General features: G+C 72.4%; 18 protein-coding genes. 7 read left to right on the top strand and 11 right to left on the bottom strand.

Features of this window, described 5'->3' with window-relative positions; all coding sequences use genetic code 11:
• Positions 1-18: 18 nt before the first annotated feature.
• From wrbA to ACFWEE_RS18345, 3 genes are all read right to left on the bottom strand, one after another.
• Positions 19-642, bottom strand: a complete 624-nt coding sequence (wrbA, locus tag ACFWEE_RS18335; RefSeq protein ID WP_386890283.1) for an NAD(P)H:quinone oxidoreductase — start codon at positions 640-642, stop codon at positions 19-21.
• A gap of 171 nt (positions 643-813) precedes the next feature.
• Positions 814-2,136 (bottom strand): ion channel protein, encoded by a 1,323-nt coding sequence (locus ACFWEE_RS18340; RefSeq protein WP_386890284.1) that lies wholly within the window; start codon positions 2,134-2,136, stop codon positions 814-816.
• Between the two features lie 183 nt (positions 2,137-2,319).
• Positions 2,320-2,685: a YbjQ family protein gene (locus ACFWEE_RS18345; protein ID WP_327177166.1), complete on the bottom strand. Its 366-nt coding sequence runs from the start codon at positions 2,683-2,685 to the stop codon at positions 2,320-2,322.
• 146 nt (positions 2,686-2,831) lie between these two features.
• Here ACFWEE_RS18345 and ACFWEE_RS18350 point away from each other — a divergent pair, with 146 nt between their 5' ends.
• Positions 2,832-3,554: a DedA family protein gene (locus ACFWEE_RS18350; RefSeq protein ID WP_386890286.1), complete on the top strand. Its 723-nt coding sequence runs from the start codon at positions 2,832-2,834 to the stop codon at positions 3,552-3,554.
• An 88-nt stretch (positions 3,555-3,642) separates the two neighbouring features.
• Here ACFWEE_RS18350 and ACFWEE_RS18355 read toward each other — a convergent pair whose 3' ends face one another.
• Both ACFWEE_RS18355 and ACFWEE_RS18360 read right to left on the bottom strand, forming a co-directional pair.
• A complete protein-coding gene (locus ACFWEE_RS18355; protein WP_386890288.1) occupies positions 3,643-5,346 on the bottom strand; it encodes a threonine/serine exporter ThrE family protein in 1,704 nt (567 codons plus the stop codon).
• 231 nt (positions 5,347-5,577) lie between these two features.
• Positions 5,578-6,072: an inorganic diphosphatase gene (locus tag ACFWEE_RS18360; RefSeq protein WP_327180093.1), complete on the bottom strand. Its 495-nt coding sequence runs from the start codon at positions 6,070-6,072 to the stop codon at positions 5,578-5,580.
• An 86-nt stretch (positions 6,073-6,158) separates the two neighbouring features.
• Here ACFWEE_RS18360 and dacB point away from each other — a divergent pair, with 86 nt between their 5' ends.
• The 6 genes from dacB (at position 6,159) to folE (ending at position 13,835) form a co-directional block, all read left to right on the top strand.
• Positions 6,159-7,637 carry a D-alanyl-D-alanine carboxypeptidase/D-alanyl-D-alanine-endopeptidase gene (gene dacB, locus ACFWEE_RS18365; RefSeq protein ID WP_386890290.1) on the top strand — a complete coding sequence of 493 codons (1,479 nt, stop codon included), beginning with the start codon at positions 6,159-6,161 and terminating at the stop codon, positions 7,635-7,637.
• A gap of 83 nt (positions 7,638-7,720) precedes the next feature.
• On the top strand, positions 7,721-8,863 hold the full coding sequence (locus tag ACFWEE_RS18370; RefSeq protein ID WP_386890291.1) for a zinc-dependent metalloprotease: 1,143 nt from the start codon (positions 7,721-7,723) through the stop codon (positions 8,861-8,863).
• A gap of 194 nt (positions 8,864-9,057) precedes the next feature.
• Positions 9,058-10,155: a tRNA lysidine(34) synthetase TilS gene (gene tilS, locus ACFWEE_RS18375; protein ID WP_386890292.1), complete on the top strand. Its 1,098-nt coding sequence runs from the start codon at positions 9,058-9,060 to the stop codon at positions 10,153-10,155.
• Positions 10,156-10,256: 101 nt separating this feature from the next.
• Positions 10,257-10,796, top strand: coding sequence for a hypoxanthine phosphoribosyltransferase (gene hpt / locus ACFWEE_RS18380; protein ID WP_275496049.1), 540 nt, complete (start codon positions 10,257-10,259; stop codon positions 10,794-10,796).
• Between the two features lie 238 nt (positions 10,797-11,034).
• Positions 11,035-13,068, top strand: coding sequence for an ATP-dependent zinc metalloprotease FtsH (gene ftsH, locus ACFWEE_RS18385; RefSeq protein ID WP_386890293.1), 2,034 nt, complete (start codon positions 11,035-11,037; stop codon positions 13,066-13,068).
• Between the two features lie 152 nt (positions 13,069-13,220).
• Positions 13,221-13,835: a GTP cyclohydrolase I FolE gene (gene folE, locus ACFWEE_RS18390; protein ID WP_386890294.1), complete on the top strand. Its 615-nt coding sequence runs from the start codon at positions 13,221-13,223 to the stop codon at positions 13,833-13,835.
• A 105-nt stretch (positions 13,836-13,940) separates the two neighbouring features.
• Here the strand turns inward: folE and ACFWEE_RS18395 are convergent, their stop codons facing one another.
• The 6 genes from ACFWEE_RS18395 to ACFWEE_RS18420 form a co-directional block, all read right to left on the bottom strand.
• Positions 13,941-14,423, bottom strand: a complete 483-nt coding sequence (locus ACFWEE_RS18395; protein WP_386890296.1) for a DUF3180 domain-containing protein — start codon at positions 14,421-14,423, stop codon at positions 13,941-13,943.
• 112 nt (positions 14,424-14,535) lie between these two features.
• Positions 14,536-15,147, bottom strand: a complete 612-nt coding sequence (gene folK / locus ACFWEE_RS18400; protein ID WP_327177175.1) for a 2-amino-4-hydroxy-6-hydroxymethyldihydropteridine diphosphokinase — start codon at positions 15,145-15,147, stop codon at positions 14,536-14,538.
• Positions 15,144-15,503 carry a dihydroneopterin aldolase gene (folB, locus tag ACFWEE_RS18405; protein ID WP_386890298.1) on the bottom strand — a complete coding sequence of 120 codons (360 nt, stop codon included), beginning with the start codon at positions 15,501-15,503 and terminating at the stop codon, positions 15,144-15,146. Before folB ends, folK begins: the two co-directional genes overlap by 4 nt.
• Positions 15,504-15,783: 280 nt before the next feature.
• Positions 15,784-16,290 (bottom strand): nuclear transport factor 2 family protein, encoded by a 507-nt coding sequence (locus ACFWEE_RS18410; RefSeq protein WP_386890299.1) that lies wholly within the window; start codon positions 16,288-16,290, stop codon positions 15,784-15,786.
• Complete coding sequence (folP, locus tag ACFWEE_RS18415) at positions 16,287-17,147, bottom strand: dihydropteroate synthase (protein WP_386890301.1); 861 nt, start codon at positions 17,145-17,147, stop codon at positions 16,287-16,289. Before folP ends, ACFWEE_RS18410 begins: the two co-directional genes overlap by 4 nt.
• 79 nt (positions 17,148-17,226) lie before the next feature.
• Positions 17,227-18,417, bottom strand: coding sequence for an ABC transporter ATP-binding protein (locus ACFWEE_RS18420; protein WP_386890302.1), 1,191 nt, complete (start codon positions 18,415-18,417; stop codon positions 17,227-17,229).
• Positions 18,418-18,480: the final 63 nt, after the last annotated feature.

The following is an 18,480-nucleotide window of genomic DNA, read 5'->3' on the forward strand; positions in this document are numbered from 1 at the left end:
CCTGACTCCGCCGAGGAATCATCCCTCGGCGGCGAGTCCGGCCTTGATGGCCCGGGTGAACTTCACGACGCGCTCGGCCTGGACGCGCGCCGCCGTCAGCGTCTGCTCGCCGACCGGGATGTCCCCCTGCCCGGCGACGTGGGAGGTGCCGTACGGATTGCCGTCGACGAACTTCGACGGGTCGGTGTAGCCGGGGGCGACGAGGATGCCGCCGAAGTGGTGGATGGTGTTGTAGAGCGCGAGCAGCGTCGACTCCTGGCCGCCGTGCGCGGTGGCGGACGCGGTGAAGCCGCTGTACACCTTGTCGGCCAGCGCACCGGCCTGCCAGAGCCCGCCGAGGGTGTCGATGAACTGCTTGAGCTGGGCGGCGACGTTCCCGTACCGGGTCGGCGAGCCGAAGATCACCGCGTCGGCCCAGACGATGTCGTCGGGGACGACCTCGGCGATGTCCGCGGTCGCCCGTACGTTGGCGGCCCAGGCCGGGTTGGAGTCGATGGCGGCCTGCGGGGCGAGTTCGGCGGCCCGGCGCAGCCGTACGTCGGCGCCCGCCTTCTCCGCGTCCTCGGCGAGGGCCTTGGCGATCGTCGCGATGGTTCCGGTCGAGGAGTAGTAGACGACGGCGACATTGACGGGCGTGGACATACGAGATCCTCCGGGCGTCGGGTGGTGAGGGCCGTACGGCGGGAGTTCTCGTGCGGCTCCAAGAGGCCGTACGCATGTGACGATACGGACAAATAGCCCATCCGGCACGTCCGGCGGGGGAGCCGGTGCGACGCCGCACCGTGGGGCCTCGGCGCCGCGCCGTACGGCCGCTCACCGCAGCGCGGTACCGTCCTCGCGCAGCTGCATCTGGGGCCGCCCGGTCACCAGCAGCCAGGCCGGCAGCGTCGCCACGCAGAGCACCGGCAGCACCGCCAGGTCGCTCACCAGCACCGCGGCCGTGAAGAGGCTCAGCCAGCCCTGCCGGGTGACCGCGAGGAGCATGCCGAGCACCGCGCAGGCCACGGCGAGCGCCGGCGGCACCGCGTCGACCAGCGCGTGGGCGCAGAGCCCCAGGGCGGCGCCGGCGAAGACCGCCGGGAAGATCCGGCCGCCGCGGAAGCCGCAGGTGGCGGCCACCACCAGCGCCGCCATCTTCACCACCGCCATCACCGCGAACTCCCCGGCCGACCAGCCGTCGGGCGACGCGGCCAGCTCCTTCACCTCCTCCAGCCCCTTGAAGAGGGTCAGATGGCCCCCCAGTGCGCCCAGCAGCCCCAGCACGAGCCCGCCGGCCGTGAGGGCGAGCACCGGGTGCCGCAGCGCCTTGAACGCCCGGTGCGTCCACGGCGCCGCCAGCACCCCGGCCATGCCCAGGACCGCGCCCGCCGGGGCGATCACCAGCGCGGCGAGCAGGTCGCCCCAGCCGGTGTGGGTGTAGTCGGGGAGCGGCAGGTCGAAGCTGGGGTGATCGGCCAGCGACATGGTCAGCGCCCCCGCCGCACCCGCCGCGAGCGGGCCGAAGAGGCGGTCCCAGAGCGCCCCCGGGCCCGGCTGGGAGGCCAGCACCTCGGAGAGGATCAGGGCGGCGGCGACCGGGGTGCCGAAGAGGGCGCCGATGGTGCCCGCCGCCGCGAGTCCCACCCACAGCTGGGCGGGCGAGTCCGGGGCGAGCCGACGGCCCAGCCAGAACGCGAGCGCGATGTTGGCCTCGGTGATCGGGTTCTCCGGCCCGAGGCTCACCCCGCCCGCCAGTGCCAGCACGGTGACCAGCAGCAGCCCCGGTACGACCCCGGGGGCGAGCGGGGCGCCGACCAGTCCGGTGGTGGCCGGGTCGGGGCCCGCGTGGCCGTGCACCAGATGGACGGTGATCCCCACCGCGGCACCGGTCGCGGTGAGCATGACGATCATCCAGAGCGAGGAGTACCGGCCGATCCCCAGCGCGTCCGGGAGGGTCTTCCAGAGCACGTCCTGGAACTCCTCGGCCAGCAGGCTCACGCCGAGCAGGATCAGCGCCGAGGCGACCCCGACCAGCAGCGCCGGAAGCACGACGGGCAGCAGTCGCCGGGCGGGCGTGGCGGCGGGGGCCGAGGGGGGCGGGGAGTCCGGTGAACCGGGGGAGCCCGGAGAGGGGTGCGACGCGGGGGAGGGAGCCACCGGCTCACCCTATCCACGCAAAAGCCGCACAAGCCGCTTATCTCGCACGCCTGGCACGCCCCGCACGCCTCACGCCCCGCACGCCTCACGCCCCGCACCCCGCCTCACGCCCCGCCCGCCCCGCGCCCCGCACCCCCGGCACGCCGCACGCCTCGCCCACGGGGTGGGACGTGCGGCCGGCCGTCACAGCTCGCTGATCACCGCGGCCGTCCCGTACGCGCAGACCTCGGTGCCCACGTCCGCCGCCTCGGAGACGTCGAAGCGCATCATCAGCACCGCGTTGGCACCGCGCGCCCGCGCCTGCTCGACGAGGCGCTCCATCGCCTGGTTGCGGGTCTCCACGAGGGTCTTGGTCAGCCCCTTCAGCTCGCCGCCGATCATCGACTTCAGCCCGGCGCCGATCTGGCTGCCCAGGTGGCGGGAGCGCACGGTCAGCCCGAACACCTCGCCGATCACCCGGGTCACCTGGTGCCCGGGTACGTCGTTCGTGGTGACGACGAGCACGTCCGCGTGGTCGCTCTGGCCGCCGCCGTAATCCTCGATGCCCATGGGTGACACCTCCTGAGGACCAGCTTTGCCCCGGTTGGTGTCGTGCGCACGCCCACCGCGGCCACTGGAACCCGGAGCACCCCCGGCGCGTTGATAGCTTGGGGCGGCCACGCAGCCCCCATCGATCGATCCTGGAGCCCGGACCCTTGAATACGCTTGCGCTCGGCCCGAGCTGGCTGGACCCGGACTATCTGATCAACACCTTCGGACTCCCCGGCGTCCTCCTCATCGTGTTCGCCGAGTCCGGACTGCTGATCGGGTTCTTCCTGCCCGGCGACTCCATACTGTTCACCACGGGCCTGCTGGTGACCACGGGCCAGCTGCGCTACCCGCTCTGGCTGGTCTGCCTCCTGATCGGGCTCGCCGCGATCATCGGGGACCAGGTCGGCTATCTCTTCGGCCGGAAGGTGGGCCCGTCCCTCTTCAACCGGCCGGACTCCAAGCTCTTCAAGCAGGAGAACGTCGAGAAGGCGCACGAGTTCTTCGAGAAGTACGGCCCGAAGTCGCTGGTCCTGGCCCGCTTCGTGCCGGTCATCCGCACCTTCACGCCGATCATCGCCGGTGTCAGCCGGATGAACTACCGCTCGTTCCTCATCTTCAACATCGTCGGCGGAGTGCTCTGGGGCGTCGGCGTGACCGTGCTCGGGGCGGTGCTCGGCAAGATCGAGTTCGTGCACCAGAACATCGAGGCGATCCTCGTCCTGATCGTGCTCGTCTCCGTGGTGCCGATCGCGATCGAGTTCCTGCGGGCCCGCTCCAAGTCGAAGAAGGCCGCCGCGAACCGCGTGGACGACGAGGAGCGGCCCGGCAGCGGCCCCTCCGGCAGCTCGCCCGCCGGCCGCCGCGGCGGCCGTCACGCCAAGCGCTGACACTCGCCCGCACGGCCCTGGTACGGCGCCCCTCCCGGTACGACACGGGACGGGCGCCGTTTCGCGTGCGCCGGGGCCGTGCGAGGTCTCAGAACCCGCGGGTGCGCTTGGCGGCCCTGCGGCCCGCGCCCGTCTCCGTACCCGGTACCCGCATGAAGAGCCGGGAGATCTCGCTGCCGAGGTTCACCCCGATGGCGATCGCCAGCGCCGTCGCCACCGCCGTGGAGAGCGAGGCGAGCCCCCGGTCCAGCTCGCCCTGGGCCACGCCCAGCAGCCCGAAGTACGTCGCCGAACCGGGCAGCAGCGGGCCGATGGCCGCCGTGATGAAGGGCAGCGAGGAGGTGTAGCGGTAGCGCGAGAAGAGCTGCCCGAACAGGCCCACCAGCCCGGCCGCCACCGCCGTGGCCGCGACCGGCGAGAGGTGGCCGGTGCGGGCCATCGCCCCGTAGATGATCCAGGCCACCCCGCCGTTCAGGGTCACCGCGAGCACGGTGGAACGTTCCTGCTGGAGCAGGATGGCGAAGGCCAGGCTCAACGCCATCGAGGCCAGGATCTGGAGCACCGGGCGGTCATGGGCGACGAAACGTTCCTCCGGATTGAGCTCGGCATGCAGCTGGAGCCCCAGATAGAGCACCACCAGCACCCCGACCACGATCCCGATGAAGAAGTACATGACCTCCAGCAGGCGTGCGGCGGCGGTGATGTAGTAGCCGGTCAGCCCGTCCTGCACGCCCGCCACCAGGGCCCGCCCCGGCAGCAGCGCGAAGAGCCCACCGGTGATCACGGCGGACGGCCGCACGTCGCTCCAGTGGGTGAGCGTCAGCGCCACCCCGAGCGCGGCGGGCGGCATCGCGGCGGCGGTGAACTGGTAGAACTCCGGCAGCCCGCGCCCCGCGCAGAACCAGGCCAGCCGGTCGCCGAGCATCGCACCGGCCGCCGCCACGAAGAACACCACCACGCCACCGCCGACCAGCACCGACGCCGCCCCGGCGAGCAGCCCGGCCGCCGCCGTGAGCGCCCAGCCGGGGAAGGGGTGGCGGTTGCGCCGGATCTCCGCGAGGCGCCGGTACGCCTCCTCCAAAGAGACGTCCACGTCCTCGGTGGTGATGTCGTCGATCAGCCGGAAGACGGCCGCCAGCCGGTTGTAGTCGGTGCCCCGGCGGCGCACCGTGCGGCTCGCCGTGACCGGGTCCTCGACCAGCGAGGGCTGGTGCGAGATGGAGAGCAGCGTGAAGGTGACGGTCGGCTCGCACCGGTCGAGGCCGTACGAACGCGTCACCGCGAACATCGCGGCCTCCACGTCCTCGGCGCCCTCGCCCCCGGCCAGCAGCAGCTCGCCGATACGGAGCGTCAGGTCGAGCACCCTCGGTACGGCGGGGCCCGAGTCGTCCGTCCGCTGGACGCTCTCCGCCGCGGGGCGTTCGGTGACCGGCATGCGGAGCATGGTGCGCATCCGGTCCTGCCAGGGCGCCTCCTTGGTCAGCCGGACCATCGGGATGCCCTGGGCCGGGGTGAACGCGGGCGTCTGGCTCGCGTCGTACGCCCGGGGCGGGGTGAAGGCCGAGGCGCCGGTGTCCGAGTCGGAGAGGTTCCTGCCCGCCCGTCCCGGCCCGGAAGCGGAACCCGACCCGGGCGGCTCCGGCTGCACTCCGGCCGGCACCGCGAACTCCGAGGTCGGGTGGTCGTCTTCGAGCGGCAGCGTGGGCTGCTCCACCCCGGCGGGCGCGGTGAACGCACTGTGCGCCTCGTCGGACTGGGGCTTCTGGTCCTCCGGACCGCCCTGTTCCGCCACTGCTGGACCTCGCTCTTCCTGGCCTGACGCTTCTTGGCCGCACTCCTGCCCAGTATGGGCACGGACAAGGGACCCGCACGCGAAACGGGCGGCACACCGATGAGGTGTACCGCCCGTTCACGCTGTCCTCAGGCTGTCGACGCGGCCCCGGGTGACCCCGGAGTCCCCGTCAGGACCGGCCCCGCCACCCCTCGGAAGCGGAACCGGAAATCCCCTGCGAAGGGGACCGCGTCAGTGCGCGCCGCCCTGGTCCTGCAGACGCTTGTAGGAGGCCTCGATCTCGGCCTCGGCCGCGGCGCGGCCGACCCAGTCGGCGCCCTCGACGGACTTGCCCGGCTCCAGGTCCTTGTAGACCTCGAAGAAGTGCTGGATCTCCAAGCGGTCGAACTCCGACACGTGCTGGATGTCCTGCAGGTGCTCGACGCGCGGGTCCGACGCGGGGACGCACAGCAGCTTGTCGTCGCCGCCGGCCTCGTCCGTCATGCGGAACATGCCGATGGCGCGGCACTTGATGAGGCATCCGGGGAACGTGGGCTCGTCCAGGATGACCAGCGCGTCCAGCGGGTCGCCGTCCTCGCCGAGGGTGTTCTCGACGAAGCCGTAGTCGGCCGGGTAGCTGGTCGAGGTGAAGAGTCGACGGTCCAGGCGGATCCGACCGGTCTCGTGGTCCACCTCGTACTTGTTCCGCGAACCCTTCGGGATCTCGATGGTGACGTCGAACTCCACGGGTGGCTCCTCCATGATCAACACATACGACTGGTGGTTAAGTGTCCCCCACGCAGATGTGTGCTCGCGAAAGGGGCTGGTCAACGGTGGCCGAGCCGGTGGATGAACCGTCGAAGGAACCGTCGGGCCCCTGGGGCAAGCTGAAGGGCCTGGCCGGAAAACCGGCCCTGCCGGACAACTGGCGGCTCGTCGCAGGCTCCGCGGTCGTCGGCCTGGTGGTCGCCGCCGGCGCCGTGTTCGCCGCCGGCCCCTGGGACAACGGTCAGCGTACGGCCGAACGCGCCCGGGCAGCCGGCCAGGGCCGGACAGGTGACGCAGCTCACCGGAGTTCCGCGGCGGCCCCCGCCGCGCCCGCGCCCGCCCCCAGCGCCGCCGCGGTGCTCGCGGCCCTCGGCACCGGCCGCGCCCCGGCCGGGGCGGCGGTGGCTCCGGCCAAGGAGCTGGACCGGCTGGTCAAGGCCTCCGCGCTCGGCACCCGTACGACGGCCGTCGTCGTGGACACCGCCACCGGCAAGCAGATCTACGCCCGCGCCGCAGGCACCCCGATGACCCCGGCCTCCACCATCAAGATCGCCACCACGGTCGCCGCGCTCTCGGAGCTCGGCCCCGACCACCGCATCGACACCACCGTGCGCGCCTCGCCCGACCTGCGCACCGTCACCCTCGTCGGCGGCGGCGACCCCACCCTGGACGAGGCCGGACTGCGCGCGCTGGCCCGGTCCACCGCCAAGACCCTGACGGGCCGGAAGGTGCGCGAGGTCGTCCTCACGTACGACGCCTCCGCCTACTCCGGGCCCGCCCGTCACCCCATCGGCCCCAACGACAACATCGCGCCGGTGAGCGCGCTGATGGTCCGCGAGGGGCGGCTCGACAAGAGCGACCACGGGCCCGCCGCGCGCTCGGGCGACCCCGCCGCCGACGCCGCACACCTGTTCGCCGGGTATCTGAAGGACAGCGGCGTGAACACCGCGGCCGAACCCCGCTCCCACCGGCCCGCCGCCAAGGCGACCGTCCTCGCCACCCACCACTCCGCACCGCTCTCCGCCCTGGTCGAACGGACCCTCACCAACAGCGACAACGACCTCGCCGAGGCCCTCGCCCGGCAGACCGCCATCGGCGCGGGGCGCCCGGCCAGCTTCGCCGGAGGCCGCGCGGCGGTCACCGCCCGGCTGAAGGAGCTCGGCGTACCGGTCACCGGTGCCCGGCTCGGCGACGGCAGCGGACTCGACCGGAACGACAAGGTCTCCGCCGCCCTCCTCGCCGCCCTCCTCGCCCGCGCCGCCGACCCCGCCCGCCCCGAACTCCGCCCGGTCCTCACGGGGCTCCCGGTGGCCGGGTTCAGCGGCACGCTCGACGCCCGCTACGGCGAGAAGTCGGGCGGCGCCGGACTCGTCCGGGCCAAGACGGGCACCCTCACGGGCGTCAACGCGCTGGCCGGCACGGTCGTGGACCCCCGCGGCCGGCTGCTCTCCTTCGCCTTCCTCACCTCCGGCACCACCGCCCCGGGCGACGCCGAGAAGGCACTCGACGACCTCGCCACGGCACTCGCCACCGGCACCGGCTGACGCCCCCGCGACGCCGTCGCCCGACGCGGGCGGCGGCCGTCGACGCCCCACCGCCGGAGCGCACCCTCACGTACGGTTGACGCATGACGAGCATCGGTGGTGCCGAGTTGGTCGACTGGAATCTCGCGGTGGCGACCGCGACCCGGCTCGTACGGCCGGGTCCCGAGACCGACCGCGAGGAGGCGCGCGCCGTCGTCGCGGAGCTGCGCCGCCACGCCAAGGCCTCGGAGGAACACGTCCGTTCCTTCACCCGGATGATCCCCCGGGGCCCCGGGGCCCCCGCCCCGGCCGACACCCCCGTGCTGGTCGTGGACCGGGCCGGCTGGATCAAGGCCAACGTCGCGGGGTTCCGCGAACTCCTGCGCCCGCTGCTCTCCAAGATGCAGGAGCGGCGCGGCAACGGCCCCGGCCAGAGCGTCGTCGGGGCCGTCGGCGGCAAGGTGACGGGCGTCGAACTCGGCATGCTGCTCTCCTTCCTCGCCTCCCGGGTGCTCGGCCAGTACGAGACCTTCGCCCCCGCGAGCCGGGAGCTGCCCGCCCTCGACCAAGGCGGCGGCCGGCTGCTCCTGGTCGCCCCGAACATCGTCCACGTCGAGCGCGAACTCGACGTGGACCCGCACGACTTCCGGCTCTGGGTGGCCCTCCACGAGGAGACCCACCGCACCCAGTTCACCGGGGTGCCCTGGCTGCGCGACCACCTCCAGGGCGAGATCCAGTCCTTCCTGGACCAGACCGACGTGGACCCCGCCACCTTCGTCGAACAGCTGCGCGAGGCCGTGCAGTCGCTCGTCGGCGGGCGGCCCGAGGGCGAGCGCGGCGAGGGCGGCGGGCGCAGCCTCGTCGATCTCGTCCAGACGCCCGCCCAGCGCGAGATCCTCGGCCGGCTCACCGCCGTGATGTCCCTGCTGGAGGGGCACGCCGACTTCGTCATGGACGGCGTCGGACCCGCCGTGGTCCCCTCGGTCGCCGAGATCCGCGAGAAGTTCCAGCAGCGCCGGGCGCGCGGTGCGGGCCGCCTCGACCTGGCCCTGCGCAAACTGCTCGGCATGGACGCGAAGCTCCGCCAGTACCGCGACGGCGAGCGGTTCGTGAGCGCCGTCGTCGCCGAGGTCGGCATGGACGGGTTCAACCGGGTGTGGACCTCGCCCAACACCCTCCCCACGAAGGCCGAGATCGCCTCCCCCGCGGACTGGGTCGCGCGCGTGCACCGTAAGGCAGATTCGTGATCTTGACGCGGCCGACGACCGGATAAAGGTCCCCCAATCACCCATCCGAGGGACCATGAGGGCATGGGAAGCCGTGCAATGCTCGATGAACAGCTTGCCTCTGTCACCATCGACGCACTCTGAGTGACGTCAGGGAGGGCTCCGCCGTCCCGCCTCTCGGAGGCACCCCCCAGAACTCCAGAAGGGCACCGGACATGGGTCCCCATCCTGCGGTCGCGGCGATACGCCTGGCGGTCCGCCGCGTACTCCACGACGTACTCACCGAACACACCCTCCGCACCGGCCAGGGTCTCCACCCCGACCGGGTCCAGAACCCCCGCCTCGCCGAAGCCGGCGGAGCAGGCCGGACGGCCTTCCCCGAACGGCCCGCACCCGCCCGGCGCCCGCTCGTCCTGGTGGCCTGCTCCGGTGGCGCCGACTCCATGGCGCTCGCCTCCGCCCTCGCCTTCGAGGCCCGCAAGCTCGACGTCCGGGCCGGCGGAATCACCGTCGACCACAACCTCCAGACCGGCAGCGGACTGCGCGCGGCCGAGGTCGTCACCCGGCTGACCGCCATGGACCTCGACCCCGTCGAGGCCGTCGCCGTGCACGTCGGACGCGAAGGCGGCCCCGAAGCCGCCGCCCGCGACGCCCGCTACGCCGCGCTGGACGCCGCCGCCGAGCGCCACGGCGCCGCCACGATCCTGCTCGGCCACACCCGTGACGACCAGGCCGAGACGGTGCTGCTCGGGCTCGCCCGGGGCTCCGGCATCCGCTCGCTCTCCGGCATGGCCGCCGCCTCCGGGCCGGCCGGCCGCTACCGCCGCCCGTTCCTCCAGCTCGACCGGCAGACCGTCCGCAAGGCGTGCCTGGTCCAGTCCCTCCCCGTCTGGGACGACCCGCACAACGCCGACCCCGCCTACACCCGCTCCCGCCTGCGCCACGAGGGGCTGCCCGCCCTGGAGAAGGCCCTCGGCAAGGGCGTCGTCGAGGCGCTCGCCCGTACGGCCCAGCTCTCCCGGGACGACGCCGACGCGCTGGACGACTGGGCCGCCGAGGCGGCACGCGCCGTGCGCGACGACGACGGCGAGCTGGACTGCGCCAAGCTGTGGGCGCTGCCGCCCGCCGTGCGCCGCCGGGTTCTGCGCCGCGCCGTGATCGACGCGGGCGCCCCGGCCGGTTCGCTCTTCGCCCGGCACGTCGAGGAAGTGGACCGGCTGATCACCGGATGGCGGGGCCAGCGCGCCCTCAACCTGCCCGGCCGCGTCGAAGCCCGGCGGCAGGGTGGCAGACTGGTCATCCGGCAGAGCTGAAGAGCAAGCGGCTGAAGTGCAGGCGAGATGGCCGGCCGGGCCCGGGTGACACACACCGGGCCGGGCGGGCGAAGAAAGAGACGCGGGTGAACGAGAAGGACATGGGCAGCGACCTCCAGTCGGTGCTTCTCACGAAGGAAGAGATCGACGCGAAGCTCGTCGAGCTGGCCGCCAAGATCGACGCGGAGTACGCGGGCAAGGATCTGCTCCTCGTCGGGGTCCTCAAGGGCGCGGTGATGGTCATGGCCGACCTGGCGCGCGCGCTGTCCACCCCCGCCACGATGGACTGGATGGCGGTCTCCTCGTACGGCGCGGGCACCCAGTCCTCCGGCGTCGTCCGCATCCTCAAGGACCTGGACACCGACATCAAGGGCAAGCACGTCCTGATCGTCGAGGACATCATCGACTCCGGGCTGACGCTCTCCTGGCTGCTCTCCAACCTGGGGTCGCGCGAGCCGGCGAGCCTGGAGGTCTGCACCCTGCTGCGCAAGCCGGACGCCGCGAAGGTGGCGATCGACGTGAAGTGGATCGGCTTCGACATCCCCAACGAGTTCGTCGTCGGCTACGGGCTGGACTACGCGGAGAAGTACCGCAACCTCCCGTTCGTCGGCACCCTCGCCCCGCACGTGTACGGCGGCTGACACCCCGCCGGGAGAAACGGCCCCCCTGCCGCACGCCGGCCGGGGGGCCGTCCCCGGAGCACGGCGACGCCGGGAACCCTTACCGCGCTCCCGCCGTTGAAGGTCTCGAATAAGGGTTTCCGGTACGGCCTCGGCGGTCGAACGCCACAATGCTGGGGTACGGTCCGAAGAGCACTCTCAATCTCACAGCAGCATTTACCTACGGGCAGGAGGGACGGGGCGACTTCGCTCCGTATGGATGGACGTGAAGCGATACTTCCGTGGGCCGGTCATGTGGATCGTGCTGGCCGTCCTCGCCGTGGTCGTGCTGATGAATGTCGTCGGCCAGTCCGGCGGCTACAAGACGGTGGACACCGCCAAGGTGGTCCAGGCGATCAGCAAGAACCAGGTGAAGTCGGCCAAGCTGACCACCGGTGACGAACAAATCCTCAAGATCGAGCTGAAGGACGGACAGAAGCTCGACGACGAGTCCGGCAGCAAGTTCCAGGCCAGCTACATCGGCAGCCAGGGCGTCGATCTCGCCGAGACGATGCAGCAGAAGTTCGAGAACGGCGACATCGAGAAGGGTTACACCGTCTCGCCGTCGAAGCAGTCGCCGTTCCTCTCGATCCTGCTGTCGCTCCTGCCCTTCGTCCTCATCGTGGTCATCTTCCTGTTCCTGATGAACCAGATGCAGGGTGGCGGCTCCAAGGTCATGCAGTTCGGCAAGTCCAAGGCCAAGCTGATCACCAAGGACACGCCGAAGACGACCTTCGCCGACGTGGCGGGTTCGGACGAGGCCGTCGAGGAGCTCCACGAGATCAAGGAGTTCCTCCAGGAGCCGGCGAAGTTCCAGGCCGTCGGCGCCAAGATCCCGAAGGGTGTCCTGCTCTACGGGCCGCCCGGTACGGGCAAGACCCTGCTCGCGCGCGCCGTCGCCGGTGAGGCGGGCGTGCCGTTCTACTCGATCTCCGGCTCCGACTTCGTCGAGATGTTCGTCGGTGTCGGTGCCTCCCGGGTGCGCGACCTCTTCGAGCAGGCCAAGGCGAACGCCCCGGCGATCGTCTTCGTCGACGAGATCGACGCCGTCGGCCGCCACCGCGGCGCCGGCATGGGCGGCGGTCACGACGAGCGCGAGCAGACGCTCAACCAGCTGCTCGTCGAAATGGACGGCTTCGACGTCAAGGGCGGCGTGATCCTGATCGCGGCGACCAACCGGCCGGACATCCTCGACCCGGCGCTGCTGCGCCCGGGCCGGTTCGACCGCCAGATCGCCGTGGACCGCCCGGACATGCTGGGGCGCCTGGAGATCCTCAAGGTGCACAAGAAGGGCAAGCCGGTCGCGGAGGACGTCGACCTCAACGCCGTCGCCCGCCGCACCCCCGGCTTCACCGGTGCCGACCTGGCGAACGTGCTGAACGAAGCGGCGCTCCTCACGGCGCGCGGCAACAAGAAGCTGATCGACAACTCCACCCTGGACGAGGCGATCGACCGCGTCGTGGCCGGCCCGCAGAAGCGGACCCGGATCATGTCCGAGAAGGAGAAGAAGATCACCGCGTACCACGAGGGCGGACACGCCCTGGTCGCGGCGGCTTCTCCCCAGTCGGACCCGGTGCACAAGATCACGATTCTCTCCCGCGGCCGTGCCCTCGGTTACACGATGGTGCTCCCGGAGGAGGACAAGTACTCCACGACCCGCAACGAGATGCTCGACCAGCTCGCGTACATGCTGGGCGGGCGCGCGGCCGAGGAGCTGGTCTTCCACGACCCGACCACGGGTGCCGCCAACGACATCGAGAAGGCCAGTGCCACGGCCCGCGCGATGGTGACGCAGTACGGCATGACCGAGCGGCTCGGCGCGATCAAGTTCGGCGGTGACAACACCGAGCCCTTCGTGGGCCGCGAGATGGGTCACCAGCGCGACTACTCGGAAGAGGTCGCGGCGCTCGTCGACGAAGAGGTCAAGAAGCTCATCGAGACCGCGCACAACGAGGCGTGGGAGATCCTGGTCGAGAACCGCGACATCCTCGACACCCTGGTCCTCCAGCTCCTGGAGAAGGAGACCCTGGGCAAGGAGGAGATCGCGGAGATCTTCGCCCCGATCGTGAAGCGCCCGGCCCGCCCGGCGTGGACCGGTTCGGCCCGGCGCACCCCGTCGACGCGTCCGCCGGTGCTCTCGCCCAAGGAGCTCGCCCTGACGAACGGCTCGGCGAGCGCCAACGGCTCGGCGGCGTCCTCGGACACCACCGCCGGCACCAAGGACCTCTCCTCGGAGGACCGTCCGGAGAGCTGACCCCCGTACCGCACAGGTGTGACGGCCCTCACCCGCCGCCCGCCCGTACCGGAATGGATGCCGCGCCCCCCAGGTTTTAGCCTGTGGGGGCGCGGCTTTTCGTTGGGCCGTGCAGGCACCGCGCAGCCGGCGCGCAGAGGAACGAGGCACAGATGACCGACCCGGTGACGCTGGACGGCGCGTACGCGAACGGCCCGTACGGCGAGTTCGACGAGAAGCGGGCCGAGGCCGCGGTACGGGAGCTGCTGATCGCGGTCGGCGAGGACCCGGACCGCGAGGGGCTCCGGGAGACCCCGGCGCGGGTCGCGCGGTCGTACCGGGAGATCTTCGCGGGGCTCTTCCAGGAGGCCGAGGACGTCCTGACGACCACGTTCGACCTGGGGCACGACGAGATGGTCCTGGTGAAGGACATCGAGGTCTTCTCCACCTGCGAGCACCACCTGGTGCCGTTCCGCGGGGTCGCGCACGTGGGGTACATCCCGGCGACCTCGGGGAAGATCACCGGGCTCTCGAAGCTGGCCCGTCTGGTGGACGTCTACGCCCGCAGGCCGCAGGTGCAGGAGCGGCTCACCACGCAGATCGCCGAGTCCCTGATGGAGATCCTGGAGCCGCGCGGCGTCATCGTCGTCATCGAGTGCGAGCACATGTGCATGTCGATGCGCGGTATCCGCAAGCCCGGGGCGAAGACGATCACCTCGGCGGTGCGCGGGCAGCTCCGCGACCCGGCGACGCGGGCCGAGGCGATGAGCCTCATCATGGCGCGCTGAGGCGGCGCAGGGCGCCGAGGCGTGCGGCGGCCGGGAGCGTGGCCGGGGCGTGCGGCGGCCGGGAGTGTGGCCGGGGCGTGCGGCGGCCGGGAGTGTGGCCGGGGCTCAGGCCGCGGCCACGCTCTTGTCGTCGTCGTGGTCCTCGGGGAGCTTGCAGACGTGCTCCAGGAAGAGGGCCGCGGCGATGACGGCGAACGACGCCACCACGGCGGCGCCCGCGTAGATCGCCTGGTCGCGGCGGGGCGGCAGGTCCAGGTAGCTCAGCAGGAAGACGCCGATGCCGCCGTACACCCCGGCGACCAGTGCGGCCACCAGGGCACTGGCCTGGCCGAAGACGAGGGCCCGGGCCGCCATCAGCGGCTCGACGCCCTTGGCCCCGGGGCGGCGTTCGCGCTGGGCGCGCAGCCGGGACCGGAGCGAGAGGGCCGTGGCCAGCAGGACCGCGGCGATGGCCGCGAGCACGATCGGTGCGGCCAGCGGGACGCTCGGCAGGGTGCCGAGGGCGTTCCACAGGCGCGCGCCGGCCCAGGACAGCACGCCCGCGCCGACGAAGAGCCCGGCCAGCACGCGGAGCCGTAGTTGCCTCACCGATCAAGCCGCCCTTCGCCGCCCGCGGTCCGTCCGCGATCCGTCCGTCACCTGTCCGTCCAGGGCTGTCCGTGGTCCGGGTGGACCGGGGACAGCCCTCAGAGCCTAACGACTACTCGGGCAGACGGAGTTCCAGGTCGGCCCGGGGCAGCACGCCGTCCCGGCCGATTCCGGCCAGCAGCTCGGCGACCGGACCGGCGCCCGGCAGCTGCGCCTCGGGGTCCACGTCGTGCCAGGGCGCGAGGACGAAGGCCCGCTCGCCGGCCCGGGGGTGCGGCAGCGTGAGGTGCGGGTCGTCGGAGACCACGTCGGCGTACGCCACGATGTCGACGTCGATGGTGCGGGGTCCCCAGCGCTCCTCGCGGACCCGGTCGAAGGCCTCCTCGATGGCGTGGCCGCGCTCCAGCAGCGAGGACGGCGGCAGCGTCGTCTTCACCACGACCACCGCGTTGAAGTACGACGGCTGGGAGCCGGGCTCGACGCCCCAGGGCTCCGTCTCGTACACCGGGGAGACCGCTTTGACCCGGACGCCGGGGGTGTCCTCCAGGGCGTCGATGGCGCCCTGGAGGGTCTCCAGGCGGTTGCCCAGGTTGGAGCCGAGCGAGATCACGGCCCGCTTCGGGTTGGAGAGGGTGATGTCGGCGTCGTCCACCTGCTGGACGACCGAGGCCGGCACCGGCTGGACAGTGGGATCGCTCTGCCCGCGGGCGGAAAATGCTGTCATGCTCGGCTCCGGATGATGGTGATGGTCACGTCGTCGAAGGGGACCGTGATCGGGGCGTCCGGCTTGTGGACGACCACCTCGACCTCGTGGACTCCCTCGTGCTTGAGGCACTGCTGGGCGATGCGTTCGGCGAGGGTCTCGATCAGGTCGACCGGCTCGCCCTCGACGATGGCGACGACCTCTTCCGCGACGATGCCGTAGTGCACGGTCCGCGAGAGATCGTCGGAGGCCGCGGCGGCCCGGGTGTCCAGGCTCAGGGCCAGGTCCACGACGAAGATCTGGCCCTCTTCGCGTTCCCGGGGGAAGACGCCATGGTGTCCACGGGCCTTGAGGCCGCGCAGCGCGACACGATCCACGCGAATCACTCCTGCTGTTGTTGGTCCACGAGGCGCGGGAACCTTCCTTTCGGAGGGCGCCGGGCCCGCGCGCCCCGGCATACCGGCACCGCGCCCCGGCGAAGACGCCTTCTTCCGAATCTACCCGCGCGCACCGACAGAGCCGGGCCTCGGGTGTGTCCGGTCCACGCCCCGCGAGCGGCGTGGGCCGTTCCCACGGACGCTGGTGTCCGCGTATACCCGCTGCTCCGGGGGCTCAATCCCCCGACGGGCGGTGCCGTACCGGCCGCGCGCGGCCGGGTCAGGCCGGGGACTCCCGCTCCGGTTCCTCGTCGGACTCGGCCAGAACCGGGGATCCGTGGTGCGACCAGAGCTTCCAGCCGTCCGGGGTGCGCCGGAAGACGTTGGTCGCGACGACCAGCTGTCCGACGAGCGGGCCGACCGTGTCGTCGCCCTCGGCGGGGCCGCCGCTGAGGATGTTCTCCGTGCAGTTGACCAGGGCGGTGTCCCCGGTCATGGCGACGTCCACGTCGGTCAGGATGAACTGGATGTACTCGGTGTTCGCCATGATGAGCGCGTAGCTGCGCAGCACGTCGCCACGGCCCCGGAGCACCGGCCAGCCGGGGTGGACGCAGGAGACCGTGAGGTCCTCGCCCGGCAGCCAGAGAGCGGCGAGGCGTTCGTAGTCGCCGCTCTCCATCGCCTCGTAGAAGTCGGTGTTCGCCTGCTCCACGGCGGCGACGTCGGTGGCCGCGTCGGGGGAGCCGGGGGCGTCGTCCCCGTCGGAGCCCGCGGGCGGGGTGGTCACGCGGCTCCTTCGACGGCACGGCACACGCGTACGGCGTCGGCGCTGGCCCGGACCTCGTGGACGCGGACGGCCCAGGCACCCGCCCGCGCGGAGATCGTCGAGATCGCGGCGGTCGCCGCGTCGCGCTCCCGGGCCGGGGGCGGGGTGCCGTCCGGACCGGCCAGGGTCCGCCCGAGGAACCGCTTGCGGGACGCGGCCACCAGCAGCGGGCGGCCCAGGTCGCGCAGCGCGTCCAGGTGCGCGACGAGCGCCAGGTCCTGGGCGGTGTCCTTGGCGAAGCCGAGGCCCGGGTCGATCACGACGCGCTCGGGTGCGACCCCGCCCGCGACCACGGCGTCCATGCGTTCGCGCAGCTCGGTGACGACCTCGCCCACCACGTCCGTGTAGACCGCGCGGGCGTTCATGGACTCGCTGAACCCGCGCCAGTGCATCACGACGAAGGGGGCCCCGGTCTCGGCGACCACCCGGACCATGTCCGGGTCGGCCAGACCGCCGCTGACGTCGTTGACCAGCACGCCGCCGGCCGCGACGGCCTGCTCGGCGACGCGGGCCCGCATGGTGTCCACGGAGACGACGGCGCCCTCGGCGACCAGCTCCCGTACGACGGGCACCACCCGGCGCAGCTCCTCGTCCTCGTCGACCCGGCTGGCCCCGGGCCGCGTCGACTCGCCTCCGACGTCGATCAGGTCCGCGCCGTCGGCCATCAGGGCCAGCCCGCGCTTGATCGCGGCCGTGGTGTCGAACCACCGGCCTCCGTCGGAGAAGGAGTCGGGGGTCACGTTGACGACACCCATGACCGCACAGCGGTCCCACTCCGGCAGGCCCTCGACCGTGCCCCGTCCGCGCAAGCTACTCATACGTCCAGCGTAGAGCGTTGCGGTACCGGGGCACGTACGGCCGGGGCAGCGGGCGTACGCCGGGGGGCCGCACGCCCGGTCAGCCCGCCCGGCCGCCCGGTCGCGTTCCCGGCCCCGCCTCCGGTGCCGTGGCCGCCGCCTCCGCCGCGTCGGCGCCGACCGAGCGGCGCAGGGCGGCGTGGAGCCGGTCGGGGGTGAGGGTGCCGAGGTAGCGGCCGGACTCCTCGTCGTCCACGACGGCGATCCACCCCGCGTCGTGCTGGAGCATCGTGGCGAGGGCGCGGCGGAGCGGGGCGCCGAGCGGGAGGCGGGCGTCCAGGGGGCGCAGCCCGTCGCGGACGGTGGCGTCCTCGCCGGCGGGCGACGGGTCCGTCCCGGCGGGCAGCCAGCCCAGCGGGCGGTCCTGGTCGTCCAGCACCACCGCCCACCGGGCCCCGTCCCCGGCGATCCGGGCGGTGGCGTCCCGGAGCGGTTCGCCGGGCCGGGCGACCGGCGGCCGGTCGAGGTCGGCCTCGGCCACGGGGGTGACCGCGAGCCGCTTGAGGCCGCGGTCGGCGCCGACGAAGTCCGCGACGTACGGGGTGGCGGGGGCGCCGAGCACCCGGGCGGGGGAGTCGAACTGCTCGATGCGGCCCTGTCCGTAGACGGCGATCCGGTCGCCGAGGCGTACCGCCTCCTCGATGTCGTGGGTGACGAAGAGGATGGTCTTGCGGACCCGCTCCTGGAGTCCCAGGAACTCGTTCTGGAGGTGTTCGCGGACCACCGGGTCGACCGCGCCGAACGGCTCGTCCATCAGCAGCACCGGCGGATCGGCGGCCAGGGCCCGTGCCACGCCCACGCGTTGGCGCTGGCCGCCGGAGAGCTGGTCGGGGTAGCGGTCGCCGTGCACGGACGGGTCGAGGCCGACCAGGTCCAGGAGTTCGGCGGCACGTTCCCGGGCCTTGGCGCGTTTCCACCCGAGGAGATGGGGAACGGTGGCGGTGTTCTCCAGGACCGTCCTGTGCGGGAAGAGGCCCACTTGCTGGATCACATAGCCGATACGGCGCCGGAGCTCGACGGGGTCGACGGCGGATATGTCCTCGCCGTCGAGGAACACGCGCCCCTCGGTCGGTTCGATCAGCCGGTTCACCATCTTCATGGTGGTCGTCTTGCCGCATCCTGACGGGCCGACGAGCGTGACGAGTTCGCCCTCGGCCACCTCGAAGGAGAGCGAGTCGACGGCGGTCGTGCCGTCGGCGTACCGCTTGGTGACGTTCTCGAACCGGATCATGGTTCCCCCTTGTGGCGCGCCCTTTGTGACGGGCGTGTTGCTGGAACGGGACGGCCTCCGTGC

The sequence above is a fragment of the Streptomyces sp. NPDC060184 genome, from assembly GCF_042728795.1.
In the GTDB taxonomy this organism is placed as follows: domain Bacteria; phylum Actinomycetota; class Actinomycetes; order Streptomycetales; family Streptomycetaceae; genus Streptomyces.

What these genes read in the sequence shown, in the direction of transcription:
- wrbA (WP_386890283.1), bottom strand. Translation starts at nt 642, where the DNA reads ATGTCCACGCCCGTCAATGTCGCCGTCGTCTACTACTCCTCGACCGGA.
- ACFWEE_RS18345 (WP_327177166.1), bottom strand. Translation starts at nt 2,685, where the DNA reads ATGGGCATCGAGGATTACGGCGGCGGCCAGAGCGACCACGCGGACGTG.
- ACFWEE_RS18370 (WP_386890291.1), top strand. Translation starts at nt 7,721, where the DNA reads ATGACGAGCATCGGTGGTGCCGAGTTGGTCGACTGGAATCTCGCGGTG.
- tilS (WP_386890292.1), top strand. Translation starts at nt 9,058, where the DNA reads ATGGGTCCCCATCCTGCGGTCGCGGCGATACGCCTGGCGGTCCGCCGC.
- hpt (WP_275496049.1), top strand. Translation starts at nt 10,257, where the DNA reads ATGGGCAGCGACCTCCAGTCGGTGCTTCTCACGAAGGAAGAGATCGAC.
- ftsH (WP_386890293.1), top strand. Translation starts at nt 11,035, where the DNA reads ATGGACGTGAAGCGATACTTCCGTGGGCCGGTCATGTGGATCGTGCTG.
- folE (WP_386890294.1), top strand. Translation starts at nt 13,221, where the DNA reads ATGACCGACCCGGTGACGCTGGACGGCGCGTACGCGAACGGCCCGTAC.
- folK (WP_327177175.1), bottom strand. Translation starts at nt 15,147, where the DNA reads ATGACAGCATTTTCCGCCCGCGGGCAGAGCGATCCCACTGTCCAGCCG.
- folP (WP_386890301.1), bottom strand. Translation starts at nt 17,147, where the DNA reads ATGAGTAGCTTGCGCGGACGGGGCACGGTCGAGGGCCTGCCGGAGTGG.
- ACFWEE_RS18420 (WP_386890302.1), bottom strand. Translation starts at nt 18,417, where the DNA reads ATGATCCGGTTCGAGAACGTCACCAAGCGGTACGCCGACGGCACGACC.